The organism is Paenibacillus sp. EZ-K15, assembly GCF_002573715.1.
Taxonomy (GTDB): domain Bacteria; phylum Bacillota; class Bacilli; order Paenibacillales; family Paenibacillaceae; genus Paenibacillus_AQ.
In genome coordinates, this window is record NZ_PDHM01000017.1 from 138,086 (window position 1) to 162,997 (window position 24,912).

Annotated in this window: 23 protein-coding genes; 6 read left to right on the forward strand and 17 right to left on the reverse strand. The window is 43.3% G+C overall.

Going from position 1 to position 24,912, the window contains the following annotated elements; translation table 11 throughout:
• Positions 1–155: 155 nt before the first annotated feature.
• The 3 genes from CRG97_RS17180 to CRG97_RS17190 form a co-directional block, all read right to left on the reverse strand.
• Complete coding sequence (locus CRG97_RS17180; protein ID WP_098745520.1) at positions 156–1,046, reverse strand: RCC1 domain-containing protein; 891 nt, start codon at positions 1,044–1,046, stop codon at positions 156–158.
• A 135-nt stretch (positions 1,047–1,181) separates the two neighbouring features.
• Positions 1,182–2,297 carry an alpha/beta fold hydrolase gene (locus CRG97_RS17185; protein WP_202618951.1) on the reverse strand — a complete coding sequence of 372 codons (1,116 nt, stop codon included), beginning with the start codon at positions 2,295–2,297 and terminating at the stop codon, positions 1,182–1,184.
• A 486-nt stretch (positions 2,298–2,783) separates the two neighbouring features.
• On the reverse strand, positions 2,784–3,479 hold the full coding sequence (locus CRG97_RS17190; protein ID WP_237566461.1) for an NmrA family NAD(P)-binding protein: 696 nt from the start codon (positions 3,477–3,479) through the stop codon (positions 2,784–2,786).
• Positions 3,480–3,753: 274 nt separating this feature from the next.
• Between CRG97_RS17190 and CRG97_RS17195 the strand changes: the two genes are divergently transcribed.
• Positions 3,754–4,347, forward strand: a complete 594-nt coding sequence (locus CRG97_RS17195) for a TetR family transcriptional regulator (protein ID WP_098745524.1) — start codon at positions 3,754–3,756, stop codon at positions 4,345–4,347.
• A 68-nt stretch (positions 4,348–4,415) separates the two neighbouring features.
• On the opposite strand, the gene CRG97_RS17200 is transcribed toward CRG97_RS17195, so the two are convergent.
• The 10 genes from CRG97_RS17200 to CRG97_RS17245 form a co-directional block, all read right to left on the reverse strand.
• Positions 4,416–4,625: a hypothetical protein gene (locus CRG97_RS17200; RefSeq protein WP_098745527.1), complete on the reverse strand. Its 210-nt coding sequence runs from the start codon at positions 4,623–4,625 to the stop codon at positions 4,416–4,418.
• Positions 4,626–4,740: 115 nt separating this feature from the next.
• The gene (locus CRG97_RS17205) at positions 4,741–5,544 is read right to left on the reverse strand and encodes an undecaprenyl-diphosphate phosphatase (protein ID WP_098745530.1); all 804 of its coding nucleotides are present in this window, start codon (positions 5,542–5,544) and stop codon (positions 4,741–4,743) included.
• 215 nt (positions 5,545–5,759) lie between these two features.
• Positions 5,760–6,551, reverse strand: a complete 792-nt coding sequence (locus CRG97_RS17210) for a squalene/phytoene synthase family protein (protein ID WP_202618952.1) — start codon at positions 6,549–6,551, stop codon at positions 5,760–5,762.
• Between the two features lie 439 nt (positions 6,552–6,990).
• A complete protein-coding gene (ppsA, locus tag CRG97_RS17215; RefSeq protein ID WP_098745535.1) occupies positions 6,991–9,645 on the reverse strand; it encodes a phosphoenolpyruvate synthase in 2,655 nt (884 codons plus the stop codon).
• A gap of 315 nt (positions 9,646–9,960) precedes the next feature.
• Positions 9,961–10,701, reverse strand: coding sequence for a metal-binding protein ZinT (locus CRG97_RS17220; protein WP_098745538.1), 741 nt, complete (start codon positions 10,699–10,701; stop codon positions 9,961–9,963).
• A 231-nt stretch (positions 10,702–10,932) separates the two neighbouring features.
• On the reverse strand, positions 10,933–12,276 hold the full coding sequence (locus CRG97_RS17225) for an FAD-binding oxidoreductase (protein ID WP_098745541.1): 1,344 nt from the start codon (positions 12,274–12,276) through the stop codon (positions 10,933–10,935).
• A 195-nt stretch (positions 12,277–12,471) separates the two neighbouring features.
• Positions 12,472–12,855 (reverse strand): VOC family protein, encoded by a 384-nt coding sequence (locus tag CRG97_RS17230; protein ID WP_098745544.1) that lies wholly within the window; start codon positions 12,853–12,855, stop codon positions 12,472–12,474.
• Positions 12,855–13,133 carry an ArsR/SmtB family transcription factor gene (locus CRG97_RS17235; protein ID WP_098745547.1) on the reverse strand — a complete coding sequence of 93 codons (279 nt, stop codon included), beginning with the start codon at positions 13,131–13,133 and terminating at the stop codon, positions 12,855–12,857. The genes CRG97_RS17230 and CRG97_RS17235 overlap by 1 nt, the downstream gene beginning before the upstream one ends.
• A 162-nt stretch (positions 13,134–13,295) precedes the next feature.
• Positions 13,296–13,760, reverse strand: a complete 465-nt coding sequence (locus tag CRG97_RS17240; RefSeq protein ID WP_098745550.1) for a phage tail protein — start codon at positions 13,758–13,760, stop codon at positions 13,296–13,298.
• A gap of 78 nt (positions 13,761–13,838) precedes the next feature.
• Positions 13,839–14,318, reverse strand: a complete 480-nt coding sequence (locus tag CRG97_RS17245; protein WP_098745553.1) for a GyrI-like domain-containing protein — start codon at positions 14,316–14,318, stop codon at positions 13,839–13,841.
• A 111-nt stretch (positions 14,319–14,429) separates the two neighbouring features.
• Here CRG97_RS17245 and CRG97_RS17250 point away from each other — a divergent pair, with 111 nt between their 5' ends.
• Positions 14,430–15,392, forward strand: coding sequence for a helix-turn-helix transcriptional regulator (locus CRG97_RS17250; protein WP_098745556.1), 963 nt, complete (start codon positions 14,430–14,432; stop codon positions 15,390–15,392).
• Positions 15,393–15,577: 185 nt separating this feature from the next.
• On the opposite strand, the gene CRG97_RS17255 is transcribed toward CRG97_RS17250, so the two are convergent.
• The 4 genes from CRG97_RS17255 to CRG97_RS33295 form a co-directional block, all read right to left on the reverse strand.
• Positions 15,578–16,969, reverse strand: coding sequence for an amino acid permease (locus CRG97_RS17255; RefSeq protein WP_098745558.1), 1,392 nt, complete (start codon positions 16,967–16,969; stop codon positions 15,578–15,580).
• A 269-nt stretch (positions 16,970–17,238) separates the two neighbouring features.
• On the reverse strand, positions 17,239–18,219 hold the full coding sequence (locus CRG97_RS17260; protein ID WP_098745562.1) for a BtrH N-terminal domain-containing protein: 981 nt from the start codon (positions 18,217–18,219) through the stop codon (positions 17,239–17,241).
• 1 nt (position 18,220) lies between these two features.
• Positions 18,221–18,775, reverse strand: a complete 555-nt coding sequence (locus CRG97_RS17265; protein ID WP_098745565.1) for a PadR family transcriptional regulator — start codon at positions 18,773–18,775, stop codon at positions 18,221–18,223.
• Positions 18,776–19,075: 300 nt separating this feature from the next.
• Positions 19,076–19,363 carry an acyltransferase gene (locus tag CRG97_RS33295; RefSeq protein WP_202618953.1) on the reverse strand — a complete coding sequence of 96 codons (288 nt, stop codon included), beginning with the start codon at positions 19,361–19,363 and terminating at the stop codon, positions 19,076–19,078.
• A 374-nt stretch (positions 19,364–19,737) separates the two neighbouring features.
• Here CRG97_RS33295 and CRG97_RS17275 point away from each other — a divergent pair, with 374 nt between their 5' ends.
• The 4 genes from CRG97_RS17275 to CRG97_RS17290 all read left to right on the forward strand — a co-directional run bounded on the left by CRG97_RS17275 (position 19,738) and on the right by CRG97_RS17290 (position 24,770).
• Positions 19,738–20,331: a TetR/AcrR family transcriptional regulator gene (locus CRG97_RS17275; RefSeq protein ID WP_098745568.1), complete on the forward strand. Its 594-nt coding sequence runs from the start codon at positions 19,738–19,740 to the stop codon at positions 20,329–20,331.
• Between the two features lie 56 nt (positions 20,332–20,387).
• Positions 20,388–22,256: an alpha/beta fold hydrolase gene (locus CRG97_RS17280; RefSeq protein ID WP_098745570.1), complete on the forward strand. Its 1,869-nt coding sequence runs from the start codon at positions 20,388–20,390 to the stop codon at positions 22,254–22,256.
• A gap of 136 nt (positions 22,257–22,392) precedes the next feature.
• Positions 22,393–23,139 carry an EcsC family protein gene (locus CRG97_RS17285; protein WP_098745573.1) on the forward strand — a complete coding sequence of 249 codons (747 nt, stop codon included), beginning with the start codon at positions 22,393–22,395 and terminating at the stop codon, positions 23,137–23,139.
• A gap of 281 nt (positions 23,140–23,420) precedes the next feature.
• Positions 23,421–24,770: a glycoside hydrolase family 64 protein gene (locus CRG97_RS17290; RefSeq protein ID WP_202618954.1), complete on the forward strand. Its 1,350-nt coding sequence runs from the start codon at positions 23,421–23,423 to the stop codon at positions 24,768–24,770.
• Positions 24,771–24,912: the final 142 nt, after the last annotated feature.

The window sequence follows — 24,912 nt, forward strand, 5'->3', positions numbered from 1 at the left end:
AGTATCATACGAATTCCTTGCTTATAGAATAGCTTATTCCGAATACTTTTCAAACCGTTATGTTTATAAAGTATTGCTTTTTTCTGCGCTTCATGTAAAAAGGCACACCAGTCGGCGTGCCCCCTATATGCTATATGTATTATTAATATTGAAATCTAATTGCCGGGCAGTTGGATGTTAGCCCAACTGCTTACATCGCATTGGCCATATTCATTATCACCTACAGCAATCACCGTGCCGTCCGATTTAAGGCCGATGGTATGAGCGCACCCCGCCGCAACTGCTACAATATCGCGCCAGTCTCTTACGTTGCATTGACCATACTCATTCCAGCCTACAGCTGCCACCGTACCGTCCGATTTAAGCCCGATGGTATGATGACTACCCACCGCTATCGCCTCAATACCGCACCAGTCGGTCACATCGCATTGGCCTACCTTATTTTGACCCACAGCAACCGCCGTGCCATCCGATCTAAGCCCAACGGTATGAAGATAACCCGCCGCAACCGCCACGATGCCGCACCAGTCGCTTACATTGCATTGGCGATATTGATTATTGCCCACAGCCGTCACCGTGCCGTCCAATTTAAGACCGATGGTATGCCAGTCACCCGCCGCGACCGCCAACATATCACGCCAGCCACTTACATTGCATTGGCCTTCATTATTTCGACCCACAGCTACCACCGTGCCATCCGATTTAAGCCCGACGGTACGACGCCAACCCGCCGCAACCGCCACCATATCACGCCAGCTGCTAACATCGCATTGGTCATACTTATTCCAGCCCACAGCCGCCACCGTGCCATCCGATTTAAGCCCGATGGTATGAGCATTACCCGTGTTCGTCGCCATATGAACATTACCAGCCGCAACCGCCAACATATCGCGCCAACCACTTACATCACATTGGCCATATTTATTATCACCGACAGCCGTGACCGTGCCGTCTGATTTTAGACCAACCGTATGACGACGACCTGCCGCTATGCTATCTTTGGGAATTGCCCATATCTTGCTGAACCCAAGATTCCCTTTTTCCATGAAGTTCTCCCCCCCTTGAAAAATGGTTGATTAGAAATGCTCGAATGAATGCTTTGACGATTTGATTCAGGACAATGAAAGTTTCTCGAATTTGTAACCAATCCCGAATACGGTCGTAATGACTGGCATCAAGCTTTATTCTATTTTTTTCAAAAAATCAACCATGATCGTTATAAATTCATCTGGCTTCTCAAAATGAATATCATGTCCGGATTTTATCGTTATCATCTCATTTCCTTTTAGAAGACTATGCACCTTTTCAGCATCCTCATCACGATTTGCCGCGTAAAGCACTCCATCTTCGCCATATTGTGTGGCTGCCTTAATATAAACAGAAGGAGTGTTGATTTTGGACAAGGTTTCCTCCTGATTAAAACCTTTAAACCAAGTACCTGTATAAAAAGTCTCTGCAAAATCAAGATCAAAATCATCTAAATAAAGGGTACCATGTATCCATTGATATGGTACGTACCACAATTTCAACGGCTCTCCAGGATGTGCTTCCCGGTACTCCTTCGTACTCCTTGCGGTAAGTTTTCTTAAATCGCCAAACTTTCCCCATAAATAACTGTTTTTCATATAGTAAACTACATAATCATCTTCAACGGTTTGGTTTTTAAAGTTATGTCCGATTTCAAAGCTATCAAGCCACACAAATGTATCCTGCATTTCATGGGGCTCCACACTAAAAAATGGCGGGTCCTCCAAAACAATTCCTTGCACGAGCTCCGGTGCATAAGCTGCGATCCATGATGCTAAAATACCACCGGAAGAATGGCCTGACAGCACAGCAGGTTCACCAATGACATTTTCAATAAACCAAACAAAGTCCTGTCCCATAGCAACAGCTGTATATTTGGCAGCATCATGAGTGGAATCTCCATGCCCGTGACAATCAATTGCATATACATGATAATATTCAGCGAGTACCGGAAGTACTCTTGAATAATCTTCCCACTGCATGGACTGCCCGTGTATTAATAGAAGAGCGGGTCCATGATCTGGTCCTTCAGCGTAATTTAATATCGTTCCATCATCAAGAGTAACCTGCTTTTCTATATAGCCGGCTCGATATGTTTGCTTTAATGGTTTTTTATCATAATTCGTATTTTGATAAGCATAAATGACTAGAGCAATTGCGGCAATTGCAGTTATGATTGCAAGTACTAGTAAAATCATTTTCAGTACTCTACATTTTCTTTTAGGTTTTTGTCCTGATCCTCTTATTTCACTATGTATCACTCTCTCCACCTAGTTCACACCCTCCGAGATAATAAACATAACTTATTCTTACGTATTATAATATTCTCACTCGGATAATCTACCAATCATCATTAACATCAGTTGTTAGTTCGAGCTAACATTCCTAGATAAATAACAAAAAAAGAACGCTATTCCGGGTTATTTATTCAGTGAATATGTGGTGAAAAGCCAACTTGCTCTACCAAGAAAAAAATAAACTTCGACAACGAAGTTTATTTTATAGTGATATTGAAGTATATACCGGCAACCTCCTGAAATGCCTTATGATTCGGTGTTTTATTTCACTGGTGTATAAAGACCGACTATACTCTCATCCTTGAGAAATCGAGTCTTTTAAAAAATCCGTAAAATTCACTGGGGATCTGCCAATCAGGTTTTCCAAAGCGGGATTGGTTTGCGAGAAATCTCCCTGTCGACTTGCCTGAAACATACCCGTAAGCATGCCGACCATCGCTTCCGGCAGTCCTCGGGACATCAATGATTCCGATATTCATCATCCGACACAACAATTCGCCGAATCGGTCGATTCAAGACCTTGGAAGCAATCGATGCGATTCTACCCATGTCAATCGCTTCGGAAGCCGTAAGGTGAGGAGTTATACCGTCATATCTCTGCTCTGTCAGGATGACCGCTGTGCCTTCAGCCAGGTCGGAATGGCTGGTCCAGGCAACAGGACCATCTTCCGGAGCAATCAATTTCCCTGTTTTCAAGGCATCACCCATCCACATCATCGCTGATGCGGCATAAAAGCCGTTTCGCAGCGACGTGAAAGCCATTCCCGAAGATTTTAGCATCTCTTCTGTAGCAGCATGAACGTTCATGGGAGGAAAATGCGACGTTGCAGATGAAAACATTTGGCTAGTATACAGCAGTCGACCAACACCCGCTTTCTTTGCCGAGTCGATTGCGGTTTGATGCTGACGAACAGCAACCTCTCCCAAGGAGTGGGACGAGATAAGAAGAACTTGAGACGCTTCCTCAAAGGCGTGTAGAAGACTTTCGGAATCATCGAAATTTCCTTGCCGGACACGAACCCCTCGTTCTTTTAGATCCTCTGCCGTGTTCACATCACGGACACTTACACCAATATTCCCGGCAGGCACACGCTTGAGAAGTTCCTCTACGACCTTCCGGCCTAATTTTCCATTCGCTCCTGTAACAACAATCATTTCAGTACTCATCCTTTCGTTTGCAAATCAGATAAAGAGTTTGCCATACGATTTTGTTTGTGCAATCATAATCGTATAAGTGCGTGTTAACAAAAGTCGCTGAAATCAGACACAAACAGATCAATGGATTTTAGTGATTTTTTGAACAACCTCTTAAGTAAAAGATAAAAGGATTGCGTTATGCGAACAACCTGCAAAAAGCTGTTTTTGTTGTGTTCCCAACATTTTTGCCCTTTTGTCTGTTTTTTGAGTTCGAAAGAAAGAGGGCGGTAAAATGTCGGTAAATCCCGAGGATCCGCGTGTTAAAAGAACCCGTCAATTGTTCGTGCAGGCTTTTAACGATTTGATTGGGAAAAAGAGAAACATCTATTCCATTTCTGTGCACGATATCACGAATCAAGCAACCGTAAATCGAACAACATTTTATGCTCATTTTCAGGATAAATATGACTTTCTTGAATATTGGATGACAGAAAAGTTCCAAATGACTATAAGGGATAGACTGCCGGAAGAACCAAGATGCAATGCGGACAATTTGCGCATCCTTATTCAAACCATATTCGATTTTCTTTTACGGTTTCAACAATGTAGTATGCCGGGAGACAAGCAGTTTGAAGCGATGTTTGAAAATGCCATGCGTCAGGATCTTCATCGACTTCTGCTTAAACGGGTAAATGAAGTGGACACACAGGGCTTTTCGCAAGAAAAATTGGAAGCTGCGGCACTCGTTATCAGTTGGGGCATATTCGGATCGGCTTTGCAGTGGAGCCGGAACCCTCAAGATCGTTCAGTGGAATCGATGTTTAAAGAAGTCATTGAGGTTATATCGGTCAATTTGGCCCCTTTCTGGGAGCAAACAACCAGCTAAAGACACGCTATCGTTCAATAAAAAAAGCCGCGATTTACGCGGCATCAATACCATATCTCCGGAGCGGTCTATCCTGACCGCCCTGCCGTTATCAGCCTATAGACTTTTTGCAAGGAGTCTGGAGGCAACACATCAAAATGACGGTCCGCTAATGCCTTTCTCCAAGTATCCAGGTCCTCATTCACGTCCGGTTGTGAGACAGGAATGAACGACAATCTCTTGATCGCAATCAGTAAAATGACCAATACGGCCTTGGACCATTTCCGTCTTCTTCTCATGGGTTGTTCTCCCTTCATCTCCAGCATCTGCTCCCTGTAGGCGTTCATTATTCGCAGATCTATAGATGGTACGAAAAAACGCAGCTTTCCGGCTGCGTTTCATCTTATTAGGGCCTTACAGTATGACGATTAAATAGAAGAGCGCGGCTAAGACAAAACGATACAGAGCAAACCATTCCAATCGAAGTCGCTTAATCAGTTTGATGAACGTCACTACTGCAATCATGGCCACAATAAAGGATGTCGTAAAGCCAATTAACATTAGAAAGAGATCGTCAGCATTCAGCAAATCGCGACTATCGTATAAATCTAACAAGCTTGCGCCAAACATGACAGGCACGGAAATAAGGAATGTGAAATCTGCGGCGGCTTTTTGACTAGTACCAAGCAAAAGGCCACCGGAAATCGTGGACCCCGATCTTGAAAATCCCGGCCACAAAGCCAAACATTGAAACAGGCCAATCCCGAAAGCTTGTTTGTAATTAATCCCATCCATCGTATCAGCGGTTTCAGTTCTCCTGCTCCGTGCTGCGACGATCATCAACAAGCCACCGGCTACTAGACCGATCAAGACAGGGGTTGGGCCGAATAATTGGCTTTTTATTGTGTCTTTGAAGACAAGATATAGGATTAATGCTGGTAACATAGCCAAAATCATATGAATAACATTTAATCCTTTACTTTGGGAAAAATCCATTCTAATCAGATTAACCCCAATCTGCAAATATCTTTTCCAATAAAGAATTAGAACTGCCATGACTGCACCTAACTGGATCACAATTTTAAAAGTGATTGCAGCGTCTCCCTCAAAGCTAAGTAGATGGCCTGCTAAAATCAGATGTCCAGTAGACGATACCGGTAAAAATTCAGTTAAGCCCTCTATTATCCCAAGTATTATTGCTTTAACTACATCAGTCATCAATGGATGTCCTCCTTCGAAAAAACTCGTTCAAGCCTTTTCCAGTATAAGGTAGACGTCTATATATTCCCATCGATTAACCTAACAATATTCCATTCCGTATGACATTCTTGTCACATTGCTCAAAAGGACAGAAGAACGAACAGAAAGAAGCCGATATACCACTGCTTACGGCTCCTTGTTCAAGTCTAACTATGAACAATTACACAATTACATTATCCAGTCACACGATTCACAATTTTTAGAACAGTATCCCGCGTTAATTTGCTTCCGCCCGCAGAAATGAGTTTGACGGTAGCATGAGCTAACGCTAATGGAATCTTGCAAAATTTTAACGCTGGACCATCCTTCAGGTCTGCTACATAAGAATCGGCGATTTGTAAATTACGGCATGTGTACTGGTGCATCTCATTAAATCCCCAATCATCAGGAAAGAAGTCAACACCACGTTTAAGATCCTCATCTCTATTTCGGAGTATATTTACCGCTTGTAATCCTCTTCCGAAGGCAATCGCCTTCATTAGATCAGATTGCGTCCCGTCATGCCATAACCAAAGTTCTGATAACATCTCTCCAACCATACCAGCTACGCTATAGGTATATCTGTCCAGATCCTCTTCTGTATGAATATTCCACCCGTTCTGAACCCAATCAGACATATGTAACGACATCTTTGCGATGTAATGATTTACGATGGCGACTCCGGAAGACGGACAAAGAAGCACCCATTTATCTAGCTGCATCGTAACTTCAGGTAATACCGCCCGATAAGGTGATAGTAATCTTCGTGTTGCTTCCATAACTTCCATAACATCCTGGGACTTAAATATTTCAGAAATCCCAAAAAGTAATTCAACTTTCAATTCGTCAGTGAGTTCATGATGATCTTCGATTTCGTCTATTGCTCGCATACATAGATAGGCAGATGCAACTGCCTCCCGTATTCCTAATTCCAAATAACTTATGGGTATATAAAAAGTACGGCTCGTCTTCTTTAACATGGACATTGCTTCATTCAGGTCGACGTTATTAATGAGTACTCCCTCCAAGTATTTCCAAGTATTCGTTCAGTTTTAAAATTACTCATTGCTTTACTATGATAACATACGTTGATATGGTCAATCCAAATACAATAATCTAGATTTGTGTTTTGATCCGATTTGACGATAAATTTGACGAACTTATATACTTAAAGCAAAAAAAAGCCGCAATTTATGCGACTTTCAAAATCTATTTAGTCATCTTGTTTCTCGATTTCCATATGGGCAGAATACTCCAGCTTACTGGACGTTCAACAATCGTTTGGGATATTAGTGAGGAAGAAAAATTGAGGTTTCCCGGGGCATAAAGGATAAGCAATTCGGATGTTGAAAAAAGTTTAAGGGGCGATTTACTCCTAGTAATTCTACTGGGAATAAATCGCCTCTTACTTCACCTATTCAGTCATTACAATATTTCGATATACCCTTCTGTTCCATGCACGCGAATTCGTTGCCCATCTTTTATCAGCTTGGTGGCATTTTCCACCCCGACAACGGCGGGTAAGCCATATTCACGCGCGATAACGGCTCCATGGGTCATCAGTCCACCCACTTCGGTGACCAGGCCTTTTATGGATACAAACAAAGGTGTCCAGCTGGGATCAGTAAAGGAGGTGACTAATATATCTCCATCATCCAGATCCGCATCTTCCATGTTAAAGATGACACGTGCTCGCCCCTCTATGACTCCGGAAGAAACAGCTAGACCTACAATCGCTTCGGCTGGAAGATTTTCTCGTTTGTACTTACCTGCAATAATTTCACCATCCGACGTGATAACACGTGGGGGAGTTAATTTTTCATACAATTTGTACTCGTCTTTTCGTTTGCTGATGATCTGTCTGGTCGCAAGCTTCGCTTGCTGCTCGACCATGCAACCCGGGTCATCCAGTTTATTGGTGCGTACGACTTCGTGAAGTTCTTCAAACGTGAGATAATATATATCTTCTCTTTCATGAATAAGGCCCACTTGTACGAGTTGTTCGGCTTCTTTCAATAAAGCCTGCTTATAAACGAAGTAGCGATTCACCATGCCGTATTTTGGATATTCCCGATAGCCGATGAAATTCCGGATAAGGTCGATCATTCGTTTGGTTTCTTTGGCTTTTTGTTCACCATCTGGCAATTGCTTCAATCGTTCTAATAGTTCTTTTTCTTTTTTCAAAGCCTCCTGTTGCCCCTGCTCAAATTTCCGACCGCTTTCATTAGGTTCAAAATTTTTGATGTTACCCAGGATCAACGGGACAAGCGTAATTGGTTTTTCGCTCCAACGAGTTCTGGTGATATCGATTTCTCCGGCACAGCGCATGCCGTATTTGCTGAGATAAGTATAGATCGCGTCTTGGGTTTCCTTCCCGCCTTCCATCTTTACCAGTTCATCCAAAAAGTTGTCGTCTTTTACATGTTGTAAATAATCAATGACTTCCGGATAAGGACGGATTGCATCTGCGACATCGAGCAGCGCCAAACCCATTTCCGAAGTAATATTATGGGGTACAGATTGAGAAAGCGTATCCGCTGCGTTTTTTTCACCTAACCACTCGTTCATTTTTTCATTGATCCATGATGAAGCATTCATGGCAGCCATAAACACAGCCGAACTTTGTGGGTCAAATAAGATCTTCTTTAATTGCTGAATATCTTCCAGGATAAAATCAAACAAATCCGATCCAGTCTTCGTTTGGATGTTATGCTTTAACTCTTCGATCGATGTTTGACTACGCCTAATCAAATCAGAAACGATTGTCGGGTCGTTTTCGAATTGTGGTTGAGCACCGGCAGGCGGCATACCTTTATTGCTTTTACTGGGACTCGATTCTTTTTTATCGTTTGGTAATGATTTTATGAAATCTCGATCTATTATGGTCATAAGTGCGTCTTTTAAGAGCGGATCGTGTTGTCCCATGCCATTTAATAAAAATTCTCTACTGTCAGGTGAAGCCAGATTATGTGTGACATCAACAAATAACCTTCCACCAGCTTTACGCATGGGTGCAGCAGTCGTCAACAGAAAAAAAGACAATCCCAGTGGTTTTATGGGATCCGTCATCATTTGTTGATGACCAACAGAGATATAGACGTGATTTTCTTGATCGCTCGCTTCAGGGATGGGGTATAAAGTCGTGATGGGCCGACTCTGGACAATATAAAAAGTATCGTGGGCCAAACACCATTCAATATCTTGCGGGCAACCAAAATGAGCTTCGATCTGTCTCCCGATGCGTGCCAGTTGTAAAATTTGTTGATCTGTAAGTGTTTGAGTCTTTTGCTGATCGGGATCGATCTGCTGTGTCTCTGTTCCCCCTTCTTTTCGTCCATAGATCGCCAATGTTTTGGCTGCTATCCTCTTATCGACGATCTCCCCTTCCTGTACTTGATAACAATCGGCAGATACCAAGCCAGAGACCAGTGCTTCTCCAAGTCCAAAACTGGCATCGATGGATAGCAGCTTTCGGCTCGAGGTCATCGGATCGGCGGTAAATAAAATCCCTGAAGCCTGTGGGAAAACCATCCTTTGAACGACAACGGATAAATAAACTTGACGGTGGTCAAATCCATTTTGCATCCGGTAGATCACAGCGCGATCCGTAAATAGGGAAGCCCAGCATTTGCTGATATGCTGCAAGATGGCATCGACGCCAATGATGTTTAAATAGGTGTCTTGTTGACCGGCAAAAGAGGCGTGTGGCAAATCTTCAGCAGTCGCACTGGAACGCACAGCATACGCATGTTCCTCGCCAAACTGGGAGAGATAGTGAGTAACTGCTGTCACGACATCGGATGGAATTTCTGCTTCCATAATGGTTTGACGAATCTTCCTGCTGATTTCACCAATTTGATCTCGATCGTCTGTTTTTAACATGGTTAGTTGACCCAGCAAATCATGATACGTTTCATTTTGTTCGATGGCTCTTTGATATCCTACGGTTGTAACACAAAATCCTTCGGGAACCTGTATCCCTTCAATTTTTGATAATTCCCCTAAATGTAACCCTTTTCCGCCAACGAGCCAAAGCTGCGTTTTTTCCATTTCCTGAAAACCGAGAACCAACGAACTCATTCAACATCTCTCCTAACCATTAAATTGAGAAAAAAATATTTGACAAGGTTTTTTTGACATGGTACAATTAAAATGTAAGATAAGATATTTATGTCTAATTAAACTTTGTCAGACGTGATCTGATTATAGCATCGTGTCTGTTTATATGCAATATCAAAGAACCTGGTTAATTACACCTTGGTTTTTTTTGTTTACGCGCTATACCTCCAATCATAAACTTCATGAACAGCTGAAAGACCGCCATCCTGGCGGTCTTTTTGTGATCAAGGGCAAAATTGATGTACTCCAGAACGCCGATATCGAGCTTCGAAGCCGTTAATGTGCCATCATTTCATGGGCAATGCTATGGCCATCCATTGCGGACGGATAATAGGTAGGCCAATTCGTCACCTCTTGAAGTAAAGCCTCGCGGTCGTCTCCCCAATATAAATGGAAATGATCAGACTTGCTTGGCGTGATGCGATGGTCGCTGAATTGAATGTAGCGAGGCAGTCCCTCGATATCTTCAACCGATTTAAATATGTAACGGACCCCGCGGTTACCTGCTTCGTAAGTCAGTATTTCATATCCATCGGCTTGGTATTCGACCGACTGCTCCTGACCGCTCGTGAAAAACGTGACGGTGTCACCTTCGATGACAATACGTTCCGTATCGGTCTTGTAGCCGACTTCATAATATTCCTTGTACGCTGCCGCCGTCATTTTTCCGGTATCCTCCGCTTTGTGCGTAAACACCTCATCCAGTGTTCCATCCAGCAAGTATGGATAAACCGATTGCCAGTCTCCTTCCCAATCTGACAGGGTACGATGCTGGATTTGGCTGTCATCAAAGACCCCCTTGTAGATCGCTTCTGTTTCCTCATCATGATCATGATTGTGTTTGTGGTCATGATCGTCCTCATCATCATGACTATGATTGTTGCTGCTTTCATGAGTACCGCTGTCTGCCTCAGTCTCATTGATAGGACGATTCTCATTAGGATCAGCGCTTTGACACCCTGCAAGCAATAACCCCAATGCTACTAAAATAACGCCCATCCCAAGTTTAAGTTTCATACTTAACCCCTCCATTTAATAGTAATCATTACGATTAAGAATTATACGGTGGGGATTTGCCTTTGTCAATGAAAATCGTAATAATTACGAAATAAAAATGAACTCAAAAAAAGGACCATCCCACACAGGACGGTCCTTCTGGTCATAAACGATGATCAGCGTCTTGCTGCTTATTTACCTCCCCTACGATTTTTACACCATCTGAATCCAAACCATAGCTGCTCTGTTTCTTTAAGCCGGTGGAATGCTCTGCGGATTGTTAAATACATTTTTCGGATCGTATTTCGCTTTTACTTTTCTCAATCTGGCATAGTTCTTTCCATAATAAACCGGCCCTGAACATTTTATGCCTTGGTCTGGAACGTTAATATAGGACCCTACAATATAAGGCTGCAGTTTCTTCCTGGTGTTCCTGGCTAAGGCAATATTTCTAGCCGCATGAGATGGTTTAACCCATGAACTATTCCATTCGACATAAAATTTAGCTTTTCGCCAATAGAATGCTGTAGCTTTAGGTGCGATCCGACTTACAGCCCCACCCCAGTTAAGGAAGTAGAAACCGGCTGGAGTCCCTCCCTCTGCTTTTTCTAAAAACTCACGCATGACTTTAAAGGCTTTATCCGGGAATGGGCGTCTGCCGAAGCCGCTGGAGAACTGGTTGCTAAACCTTTGGGTAAGAATCGGATCGGGAGCCAGCAAAAACTTCGTGGCTTCTAAATATGGTAGCAACCGGATGGTTTTTTGAGTAGGCGTCCCCACGCTAAGAATAGGTTCTAACTGGCGGATAGCCTCGCTTTTTGATCCCAGGTACACCCCCAACATACTGACATTCCCGCCTTTTTTGGGACCGATGCTTAATTCGCTGCCCAACTTGGTGCTGGCGTTAGGTGCCCATACTTGCCATTTTTTTACGACTTTTTCGAACTGCTCCCATGGCCAGGTGATGCGAAATACGGTAGCTTGGGCTGGAGCGCGCAGTGCTTTTAATTTATATTTGGTATATATGCCGAAGTTACCGCCACCGCCACCGCGGGTAGCCCACAGGAGGTCGGAGTTTTGTTTTTTGTTCGCCCGTATGACTCTCCCTTTAGCATCAACCATTTCGAGTTCGACCAGGTTATCGCAGATGAGGCCTGTCGTTCTTTGCAGCGGCCCAATTCCCCCGCCGGGTGTGATTCCGCCGATACCAACCGTTGGACTGTCACCAAATGGAGCCATATAACCTTGCCGCGCCAACTTATCTACAATTCTTCCTACCCGATTACCTGTCTCAATTACAACAGTGCCGCTTTTTTTATTCAACTTAATGTTCTTCATTTGGCTAACGTCGATGACAATGCCTCCATTAACCTGTGAAAGGTTGGTCTCTAGAGCATGCCTTCCGCTTCTCGGACGAATAGGGACATTATTTTTACGTGCCCATCTTATGGCATTGGCTACATCCTGTGTTTTTTGAGCGAAAACAAAAACTTTAGGGCATCTGTCCGTATGCGGATCCCAATTCTTACGAGCGGCTTCATAACCAGGGTCACCCTTAAAAATCACTCGCCCAGTAAGCTTAATTTCTGATTTCACGATCTATCCAACTCCTTATTAATAAATGATCATACTTTTCATCAACCAATTAGGCAGGTTACATATAACGTATGAAGGAGTTCGATGTCGTGTATGGGCTGAAGCTGATAAGGTTTTATATATTGTTTTGGGTATAAAACAAAAAAAGCCGCGGATTCCGCGACTTCTTATGTGTGTATGTTCTTGTCCTACGTGTTACTTTTGCACAATCTGAATAAGGTTGCCACATGTATCGTCGAATACAGCTATAGTGAGTTCGCCCATTTTTGTCGGCTCCATAGTAAACTTTACGCCTTTTTCCACTAATCGTTTATACTCTTTATGAATATCTGCAACACCAAACATTGTTGCTGGGATGCCATCGGCAAATATTTTCTTTTGATATTCCTTGGCTGCAGGATGGTCATTCGGTTCGAGTAAAAGCTCGGTACCGTCTTGCTCATCGGTAGAAACAAGCGTTATCCACCTAAATTCTCCGACAGGAACGTCCTCCTTTTTTAGAAACCCCAGCTTTTCTGTATAAAACTCCAGTGCCTTGTCTTGATCTTTTACGAATATACTGGTAACAATGATTTTCATTATTCTATCCATCCTTTCAGCAAATTTTTAAGTGGCTCGTTGTTGAATATAACTACTCGATATTTTCCCTTTCGTTTTGATTTTACGAGTCCTGCATCTTCTAATGTAGAAAGTTGTTTGGCTATCGCTTGTCGCGAAATGGACAGGTCGTGCTTCATAATGAGACGTACCGTTAGTTCATACAACGTAAGCTCGTTGCGTTCGGATAGTTCGTCTAAAATAAGCCGCCGAGTCGAGTCTCCTAGTGCTTTGAATATAGCGTCTTTGTCCCAATTCATATATCCAGTATAAGCAACTGTAGGGTTGCTTAACTAGCCAATGCGAGGTCGGACTATGCACGTCATGAGCGATTGGATAAAATGCTGCAAAAAGCAAAAAACACGCCGCAAGGCGTGTTCCGCGAGTTGTGTTTACTTTTCGAGTTACTACTGATGAAGACTTTAATATTCTCCCTTAATGACGAAAAACGAGCCCCGGATCGTTCCAGCTAATTTAGACTTCTGCCTGGCAAATTTAAACTTTCCTTCTAACTCCGGTGGTACCTCCATCCCCTCAGAAAGCTTAAAACCAACGGCCCGCTTCTTAGGGTCATCAACCGTATACATGACATTGAGCGCAAGACCATCCTCATAAAAGACGTAGGTAAACTTAATATTTTCCACTTGAAAACGCGACGTTTCCAAAGGTTTGGCTGCAAACTCAATATCACGTTCTTCTTTCAAAATACGGTTCACATATTCGAGGATCTCCTGGCTTTCGCTTGCTGGTTCAACCGTAAATTCATGCTTGTATTTGTTCATAAAGTATCGGGCTTCATTCGCTCGTAAACCAGCAAGCGCGTCTGCTGCGGGTGAAGATTCTAACCCAACCGTAGATACATTTTTAAAATCAACAATATAGAACATTTGCATCCCTCCTAAAAGTTTTGTGAGCGTTACTTCTTAGAACCTACTTCGAGCAAAGCTTGCATCGGAAGCGTTCACTTATTTCCTAACAACGGGAATCCATACTTCACCAAATACTAACCCGTTCCGTTGACCCATCTCAACCGTTGCATTCGGCCCACCAACGTAGGCAATATTCTGTGCTTCTGGCAAGACTTGTCCGAAGGCAATGCCTGTAAGTGTATTACTCAACTCTTCAGCCGTCTTCCCTTCCCCTTTAACAACAAGGTATTCCCCCTTAGGAAACTGAATAACCCTGGTTGCTTCGGGTAGCGATTCCTCTGTCATGACGCCAGCATAGTACATCATCTTGTTGTTCACCGCTTCGTTCACGGCAAAAATGTAGTCATTTGCGGCGATGTTCTTCAGAGTGACAAGCCTTCCATCTTGTTTCACTGCCTCCCAAAAATCTGCTTTCTCTTGGTTTATGCCAGCATAGTCTGTGTAATCGCTCTGCAGCTCAGTTCCAATTCCTAAAACGATAAAGCTGTCTTTTTCCTCAAGCGTATAATTTGTCATATTTAAAACCTTCCTCTTTTTTAAATTTATCAAATGATTTGTCTTTTCACTTGATGGGTTTATAATATCCTTAAACCATGTCAAAAAATGATACCGTTTAGGGGAGGCCCTATGAAAAAAGTTGAACGAATTAATGTCATCATGCGCTATATCAATAATCGTGCCCATTTTACTATATCTGAAATCATGCAGGAATTTAATATCTCTCGCTCGACAGCGATTCGAGATATCAGAGAAATTGAAGCGATGGGGATGCCACTTGTCGCTGAAGTTGGGAGGGATGGGGGTTATTTTGTCATGAACAACTCTGTCCTGCCCACAGTCCGCTTTACCGATAATGAAATTAAAGCTCTGTTTATAGCCTTTATGGCTACAAGAAATCAACAACTTCCTTATCTCAAGAGTCGTCAATCTTTAGCTGAAAAATTACTAGGGCTCATCTCGGAAAACCAGCAAGATGACCTTGTTCTGTTAAATCAGATATTGCTTTTTGAAGGAACCAACCCTCATAACCCCGACCTTCTTGATCTGTCTGACCTGCCCCATCCGATGTTAGAAAAGCTCATTCAGATCCTGCTTTTGGACAGATATTTATGGCTATCCATCAAAGAAGAGAAGGTAATCAAGTCTTATCCCATGTATCTCTTGCATCTTTATCGTGAAAAAAGCTTATGGCTAATTGAAGGTTTTGACTTGGAGGAAGAAAAGAGGCGGATTGTACCTGTCGACAATCTCACCCATGTAGAACCATACCCTACGAAAAAAAGAGTAAGTAAGAAAAAGATATTAGAACAACTAAGTAAGCAGGAAGAAGAAATCAACCTTGTCCTTGATCTCGGTCCAAAAGCGATTGCCCAGTTCAAAAAATACCATCCTTTAAAGTTTTCAGTTTCATATACGAATCCTTACCAAACCACAGCCACCTTAAAGACTTTTATCAATGTTCATCATTCAGAAGAATTAACCGAAATAACCAATTGGCTGCTTTTTCTAGGTGGAGACATCAAGATCAGAGAGATCCCTGAAGAAGTCGTTGCAGGTATAAAAGAAAGATTTAATTTATACTGCCCATAAGCAGCAACTGTTCAAACCTAATTATTATTGAGCTTGGTCAGTTGCCGGCTATCCCCTATTATCTCACGAGCACAAGGAATCGTATCCATCTCAAACGATCGATTCGACCTTAAAAATAAACATCCCCTTCTTCTTATAGAGAGAAAGGGATGCTTATTGGTTACTTTTAATGGATGTTAGCCCATTCATTTGCCGCTATTATCTTGATCGGTTTGTGCACTTATTGGAGCAGACTTGACAACTCCTAAAGCATAATAACTAACCACAATAATACCTAAGAAAACAATGCCGATAATCAGGGAAACCCGAGTCTCATCGTTCAGCCACATACCGACCAGTACCATAAACAAAAAGGCGATGGTCACATAGTTTGTCATTGGGGCGAGGGGCATTTTGAACGGATGATGCTCCAATGCATCCCCTTTGATTTTTCTGAATTTGATTTGACTGATCAGAATAACAAACCATGGCACCATACCGGGAAGTACGCTGGCACTGTATACGTGCACAAACAGATTTTCCGGTGCGATATAGCTTAAAAATACGCCAATACCCAATCCCACGAGTACGCCAATCGTTCCCAGCAGAGGCACCCCGTTATGGGACAGTTTCGTAAATATTTTTGGTGCCTGTCCATTGACTCCCAATGTATAAAGCATGCGTCCTGCGCTATAAATTCCGCTATTACAACCTGACATGGCAGAGGTGATGACAACAAAGTTGATGAGCCCCGCCGCTGCAGTAATGCCGATTTTCGCAAAAGTCGCAACGAACGGGCTGCCGATGGCTTGCAATTGATTCCAAGGATAGACCGTTACAATCACAAATATCGCGCCAATATAGAAGATCAATATCCGCCATATGATACTTTGCGTCGCGCTCATTAACGTTTTTTGCGGGTTCTTGGCTTCACCTGCTGTGATCCCGATCAGTTCGACCCCTTGATAAGCCCCGATCACCAGCGAGAGGGCAAAGAAAAAGCCTGACCACCCACCTGTGAAAAAGCCCCCATGCTGCCACAGGTTAGAAAATCCGATCGCATTTCCACCGTTACCAATTCCGAACAAAATCAGTCCAAACCCAGCAACAATCATCAAGACGATGGTTACGATTTTAATCATCGAAAACCAAAACTCAAATTCACCAAATGATTTCACAGAGAATAGATTGGCTGCACCGAGTATCACCATTGCGACGATCCCTGGTATCCAACCGGGCAAATCCGGAAACCAATACTTCATATAGGTCCCTACGGCAATGATCTCTGCCATCCCGACAATAACCCATTGGAACCAGTTGCTCCAAGCCGTCATATACCCTGCCAAAGGATGAATGTACTTATGCCCAAAGGTCGCAAAGGCCCCCGTGCTCGGCTCTACGTACTGCATTTCCCCCATCGCGCGCATAATGAAAAATATAAATATCCCGACAATTGCATACGCAAGCATCACCGATGGACCTGTCCATTTGATCGTGCTTGCCGAGCCCATAAATAACCCGACACCGATTGTGCCGCCCAAAGCAATCATCTGAATATGACGAGCTTCGAGTCCCCTCTTTAATTCATTGTTGTTCATTGCAGCTTCCCTCTCTGCTACCCTCTTAGCTGTTAATTTGGACAAGTTGAAAAATTTCATCATAATGCCAATTTTGTTGTGTTGACGCTAATCCAATTGTAGTATTTTGTTCCTATGAAAACAATGATATTCATTTGGTAAACCTAATTGAAAATCATTTGGTAGGCTTAAACATCGTGTATACAAAAAAGCCGCATTATTGCGGCCTGTTCAAGATATATGTTCTCATGTGCGGCAACCACACTTCAACCCAAGCCATGGATCCATAGTTATAACAATAACTCCATCGATCTACGTTCTTTTTCCGCTATCTCAAGCAAATGGATTGAGGCTTGTTTCAAGCTTTCGATGCTCCTTGTTTTCCCGGCATGGTCGATCATGGATGAAACGCCGGTCCACATGGGAGCGAGTTGCGCGAACTGCAAGTATGCTTTCTCTACTTTGGGATCGCCCAACAAGTCCGCGCTTTCTTTCAGAAAATCCCGATAAAGGTTTCGAAAAAGCGCACCCCCGGTTCCGCCCTTTTCCATCAATAACGCGGTCAGGCACAGATCTTGTTCAAAGTTTTTACTGCGGGACGGCCATTTCAAGATTTCGCTGCTCATTTTTATGATGCCTTTATTGCCTGCGTTGCGGATGGGCGGATTCAAATAGTCATGTGCATTTTGGGCCAATGCCGAACGAACAGCGGGTTTCATCGGCGGAAGATCGCCGAAGGATTTGACCGTGAAGGAACGATTCCTGGAACTCATGGGACCTTTGGCGTTTCTGGCCATGGCCAGATGATCTAAACGTGTCGTCAAAAGTCCGCCTTGCTGTCGCGTGTCGGCCATATATGCGTATTCGTCATCCATCCCATAGATCACTGCATAATGGCCCGCAAAGTGAACTTTACTTGTAAAGTAATCCAAGTAATAGGAGTCTAATTTAAGCCCAACCGGAATTCCTCGTTCAATGAAGCTTTGGACATTTTTCTTCGCTTTATCAATCGAAGTTGTTTCTTGAACGTTCAGAGTTAAGTTAAGCCTAGTTGCGATACGCGCAGTCAAAGTATCCGTTTTCGCCCTCCCTCCGATAAAAGGAAAGTCCATATTTTTCGAATCCCAATAAATAAAACCCAAACCTTCCCCCAGTCCAAATAACATCGGTTCCGACAGCCGGATGCCTGCAAATTGAAGCAAATTGCCCACTGCCGTGGTCTCACAATGTGTTCCATCATACGGAACAAAACCCTGAATGATATGGGACATATTAATTCCTCTCTTCCGACAATTCATGGATTAGACTCATCACGAATGTTTGTTCGCTCTCGATTAGATTCAGAGGATGTTGGAATAACGATCTCACGTGAAGCGGCAGCCGGGCGCCGCCCTGCGATTCGTAGGTTTGTTTTATGTTCTTTAGTGCCTCACTAAGAAGATCCAGCCTTTTTCGCAAAGCTTCAATAGCTTCGTCTTTCTCGATGAATGGTAATGCCGCTAGTCCAAGGTCAAAACGTTGATCCCGCTCCCGCGTTCTGGAGAGACTGGATAAGACTTCGTCCTTCAGCGCAGCCGTCCCACTCTCCGTAATAGCAAATCGGGTCGGCATCGGTCCTTTTCCAGATTTTCCACCGGAATCTTCTGACATGACCAATCCTTTTTCGTTCAATTTTTTCAGTCCCGTATACACCGAAGTGGTGCCAATATGCGCCCACTGCCGATAGCCGCGCTGATCGATTAATTTGTTAATATCGTATCCTGAAGCTTGATCCAATTCAGTAAGGATCTGGAGCAACATAAATTCTACGTTAGAAAGGTTCACCAGATAGCTCCTCTCTTCATAAATATTTCACACGTATAATATAACAGTAGTGTAATATAAAATCAATAAAAAGAGCACATGGCATTCATAAGCCTTTGCGCTCTCTTGTTTTTACAGCTTTGATGGGTTTCTGCCTTTGAAATGCAACCTTTACGCCGAGCCAGGCTCTAGAAAAAGACTAAATATCTCGTTCCTCATACTCAAAGGGTTCTTCACAAGAGTAAATATCATGGAAAAAATTTAATTATATCATCGGTAATTCATAAAACTAAAACCACTGATTTCAATACTCACCAGTGGTTTTTATTCTTCGATTGTTTTGATGAGCTTTGCAGGTATGCCACCAACAATTGTATAATCAGGAACATCTTTTGTAACAACAGCTCCGGCTGAAACAATTGAATGTTTACCGATCGTTACACCAGGCATAATGGTTGCTGCAATTCCTATCCATGCCCCTTGTTTAATAACGATTGGTTTTGATACGGTAGATCTTCTTTGAGCCGGAGATATCGGATGATTGATTGTAACAAGATTTACTTCTGGAGCAATTAACACCTTGTCTTCAATCGTGATACCTCCCCGATCCATGAATGTACATCCTTGATTAATGAAAACCTCTTTCCCACTCTAATATTTTGACCGTAATCTGTGTAAAACGGTGGCAGCAACTCAAATGTATCATCCACGTTATATCCCGTTAACTGTCTAAATAGTTCTCTGACTTTAGCTTTGTTGTGATAACCCGTATTTAGCTCTGCAATCAGTTTCTGCGCTTGCTAAATAGCGTCGGCTATTTTATAAAATTCTGGGTCACGTATTGAAATAACCTCACCTGAGCGGTCTCTTTCAAAAATGTCATTGTTCATACATATACTCTCCCTGCACATTTTTTTGATTTGTTAGCACTGAAGCATCAGGTTCTTCTAGTTGACACTCACATACTAGTACTATATAGTACTAGTATGGAAAAACAAAGAAAAAGAAAATCGAATCGTGATATCGTACTACAAGTTGCCGCACATTTGTTTCTAACAAAAGGTTACCAGCTAACAAGCATGGATGATATCGTTGACCATTGTAAAGTTTCAAAAACAAACATTTATTATCACTTCAAAAGTAAGGAGGATTTGTTGCTACAAATTATGAGCCAGTTTATCATTCATTATCAAGAACGGATCGACACCGTTCTTGCCCGATCGGACTTGTCCGTAACTGACAAGCTAGAAAGTCTCTTGAAAGCTATAGCTGAGGATAATACTGGAACTGATTACTTAGGAGGATGCCCATTTATTACCTTCTTTACTCAAGTTTCTAATGACTTGATCAAAGTTCAAGAAATGGTTAGGGATTTCTTCGAGCACCAAACCACTTTACTCGAAAAACTGTTATCGGAAGCCATTCAAAATAAAGAGTTACCGGAACAAACACCCATTAAACAAACAGCAGCACTGATTATCTCCTCAATAGAAGGTGGACTGTTCCTCACCAAAGCCACAAACAACCCCTTGTTATTAAGTAATATCCTTACTTCTATAGCATTTTTGCTAAAGAAGTAATTTTTTGTCCATTATTAGTACTGAACGGTACTAGATCGAAGGAGTAAATTTCAAATATGAATATTTTTTTGACAGGCGGGACAGGTTTTATCGGAAAGCAGATCATAAAGCTTATTCCAAAACATCATCGCATCATCGTTTTGGTTCGTTCCATGAACAAATTCAACAACTTGGTAAACTCATTCGTGTCTTCTGGACATCAAAATGTGGTTCCCGTCCTGGGCGACCTTACCCAGCCAAATCTGGGGTTAAAGGGGAATGACATACAGCTAGTTATGGATACCGATATCATTATTCATGCAGGTGGCCCTATGAATATAGAACTGGATCAAGGCACAGCAGAACGGGTCTTTCTTCAAGCCTCCAAGGAAATCGCCGCAATTGCACAATCGGTTCATCAGAAAAAAACTTTGAAGCAATTCATACACATAGTCGGATTTATGAGCCCTTATAACGAGGAGAATTTCTCAGACGATCAGACGGGCTTCCATCTAGAGAAAGCCCCACCCTATGAACAAATGAAATTCAAAGCGGATATGTATATTCGACAAACCATGCGTGATCTAGGCATACCTTTGTCTGTCGTTAACCCCGGCGTCGTAATCGGAGATTCCGTAACGGGAAAGACAGAGCAGCTCGGCGGTTTAAGTATTTTGGTCGATGCCACGAGGAGAAAACTAATGCCTCTCGTCCCTGGAGGAAAAGAATACTGGTTACCTATGGTTCATGTGGATCATGTTGCCTCTTTGGTATCTGCCTTAGTTGAGGAGGATCAGCCGGTAAACAACACATATTTTTTGCTGGATGAGAAATATAATACGCCTAATATGAAGGAACTCGTTACAGCAATCGCAAAAGAAGTTCGTGTAAAAGCTCCTGTAGGCATAGTTTCGCTAAAATTAATGAAAGGTTTACTTCGTTTGGGAGTAGAAAAATTAGTGAAAATCCCTGAAGCCTCTATGGAATTTATTGTAAAGCCTGATTTCCCTACAACGTCAAGTAAAGAAATAGGTGATAAACACAGTTTGAATGTATCGCTTCAACAAGCTACCTTACCTTTTGTTATTACTGACTTGGACCATCGTTTGTCCCATAAGAATTCAACCTATCCCGATAATTTTCGCAATAGCCGAGTTGGGAACTTGACTGCACTGGTAAGGGAAGGAAACGGAATACCGATCATCATGCTCCATGGTACATTTGCTGGTGCGGATTGCTTTATTCCATTGGCAAACTCCTTGCCTCACCAACCGATTTGGCTTGTAGATCTGCCTGGTTTTGGACGGTCACCTTATCATCACAATCCCCAAACGATGGTTGGATACATGAATTCCGTTGTTGATTTGATCCTTAGCTTTCAATCACCGGTTATCTTAATAGGACATTCTTTTGGGGGATTGGTCGCAGCGCACGCAGCAAAACAACTTCAAGAGCGAATTAAAAAGTTAATTTTATTGCAACCTGTTTTACATCCAGCACACTACAAATATCGCTCTTCCCATGTAACAAAGCTCTTTTTATCACTGATGAATAAATCGATGTTCAAAAGAAGGCTCTTGGCAAACGGAAGCTTTTTGAATGAGAAGGAGATCCCCGATTCCTATTTAGATTACGTGATGGAAGATTTGCAGTCGCCTCGAGTTAGAACATCTACTTCGGAAGTAATGTCAGCTATTTCAAACCCCCATTCGATTCAAGCGAATCCTGACGGGATTGATTTGAACAAGCTAAACATCCTTTGGGGAGATAAAGATTTGGAGTATTCTGTTCCGAATGAATGGAGCCGCAATCCAATCACTCACTTACCGTTAGGACATCAGTTCCCCATTTCCCACCCGGAAATAACTGCACAATGGATTCAAAAATGGATTCAAAAAACTGCTACTAACGATCAAGAAAATGAGATAACCTTTGATAGCCTTTAAGATGAACGTATACATCTTATTCTTACCTCCATGCGAAACTGGACTTTAGTCGAGGTCTGCTACCTCCTGCAGTCTGTTTCGAAACACGGAGATATTCGTTACAATATAGCCAAGTATTTTTGAGGAGCGATTGATCATGAATTACGAACATAAAGTACAGAGGGAAATTGCCGACTGGGAACATAAAATGTTCAAACCGCCAGGTTGGCTGGAAAAAACATCGAAAACCATCGGCAATCGGATCAATCATTTGATTCCCCCGAAGGTGCACAGCATCATTACGACCACCATTCGATCAATCGTTCGCACGGCATTGTTCGGTGCGGAATATACGCCAAGTCGCAGGGTGGAGCGTACACTGGAACTGGAGGCTGCCGATCAAGAAGCAAAAGAGTTGTTTGCCCTGTACCAAAAAATCGCGGTTGCCGAGGGCGCTGGAACAGGGGCTGGCGGCATTATGCTTAGCATGGTGGACTTTCCAGCTTTAATTGCGATCAAGATGAAATATTTGTTTGAGCTGGCCCATGTTTACGGTTATGACACTAAACACTTCTCCGAGCGGGTATTCATTCTCAAGGTATTTCAAATGACGTTTTCGGGTCCGGAAAACCGTGCGAAGTTGCTCCATTCCATCAAGCATTGGCATATGGAAAAGGAACAATGGCACTCCGATGCCGATTACGCCAAGAATATGGACTGGGAGACATTTCAGATCGAGTATCGCGACGCCATGGACTTTCGGAAAATGCTGCAGATGGTGCCCGGGATCGGCGCTATTGCAGGCGCATGGGCAAATTACAGCATTCTTGAGGAATTGCGTGAATTCGCTATGAACGCTTACCGCCTCCGCAGATTGCATGATGATTTCGTGGTTATGGATTGATCCTCTCTGTCGTCATATACATCCAAGGAACATCGTTGCTTGGGAAACAACAAAGTCAGCTAATCCATATGATTAGCTGACTTTTGGTTTGCCTTCAATTGTCATTACTTCGCGATGAATGCGCCACATCCGAAATTGCGAACCCCATCCCGAAATTCCAATACTACTATATTTTGGTAAACGAGATTATAATCCTTTTGTAACCGCAAAACAAAGGAGGGATGCCGTTTCAAACCCAATTGCGAAGTTGATTTTATCCCCATTCTAAAGGAGGAACTCTGATGATGCGAAAGAGAATGCCTTACCTGCTGATCCTGTCGTTGCTGCTGACCTCTTGTTTCATCTTCGGTACGAAAGCCGAAGCTGCAGACTATACGCAGGGCGTCGAATTATCCGGAAGCGCAGCCACCGTATGGTTCAAATCCACCGTCAATACGAATTGGGTCGATGTCCATTATAAAGTGAACGGCGGAGAACAGCAGAATCTCAGAATGGCTTACAACGCTAGCAAATCCCGATATGAACAGGCCATCTCAGGCATTGCCACCGGCCACGTGATTGCGTATTCTTTTACTTACAATAACGGAACCCCAGCCTACGACACCGGTGTCTTTACTTACACCGCCGGTTCCATTCCACCTCCCTCTTCTTCCGGCTCCATTTATGACATTCATCCATCCTCGATCCCCATGCCGCCAAACGGCGCCGTTTCGGTGAAGATCATGAACGGGACCAATGGTGCTTATACCGACCAGCAAATATACTGGGGCGTTCTCGGCATCAATCCCGTTAACAATCAGTGGAGCTATCTGGACCTGAGTGGCAATCTGATCCCCATCTCCAGCGCCTTGAATGATGCGCCAGGACATCTAACCAAGAACGGTATCAACTACGCCAACATTTATCACAAGGTCAGCGATGCTTCCTGGGTCACCTTGCCCCGGATCACGTCGGGTCGAATGTTCCTTAGCGTTGGCACTCCAATGTACATGAAGACCTATAACGATGGATTCGCCGGCCCCGATCTGAACAATCCGACCGATCCAAACCGCGATATCTATTTCGATTTCGTCGAATTCACGATTGACGCGGCTGGCTATCACGGCAATACGACACGTGTCGACGGATTCGGTTTTCCAATCCAGCATCGACTGATCAACAAATCTGGTTCCTTCGATCAGACCGTGGGTGAATTCGAATCCGAGACCCGAAACGGAATCTTCGCCAAATTCCAGACCGAAGTTCCGGCCGCCTTCAAATCGCTGGCCACAATTCAAGCGCCTTATCGCATCGTCGCGCCGATTCACGGTTCTTTCGCACAAGGTGGCGTTAATGCCAACTATTTCGGCGGGTACGCTCCATACAGTACACAGGATATTTTCCGATGCGACGGCGCTTTAACGGATGCGGCAACCTGTGCAGCCATCAATCGCCATGTATATACGACTAATGACTGGAATAACGTGTCGAATTACTATCAGGCTGCACCTGCCAATTATTACGCTAAATTCTGGCACGACCACAGCATTAACCGTTTGGCCTACGGGTTTCCATATGACGATGTCAACGGCCAGGCCGCTTACCTTGAAGTGGGCGATCCGAAAGGCCTGATCATCCGTATAGGCTGGTAAATCTTCCGTGATCGCTAAAGCGTTGGAAATCGCCGATAGGCAAAAAGAAACGCCGCCTTGGTATGAATGAAGTTTCCTGTTTCCTGTCTAGTAGACCAATGTTGATCAACATCAGGCATCCATCTAATCGGCAAGTATATAA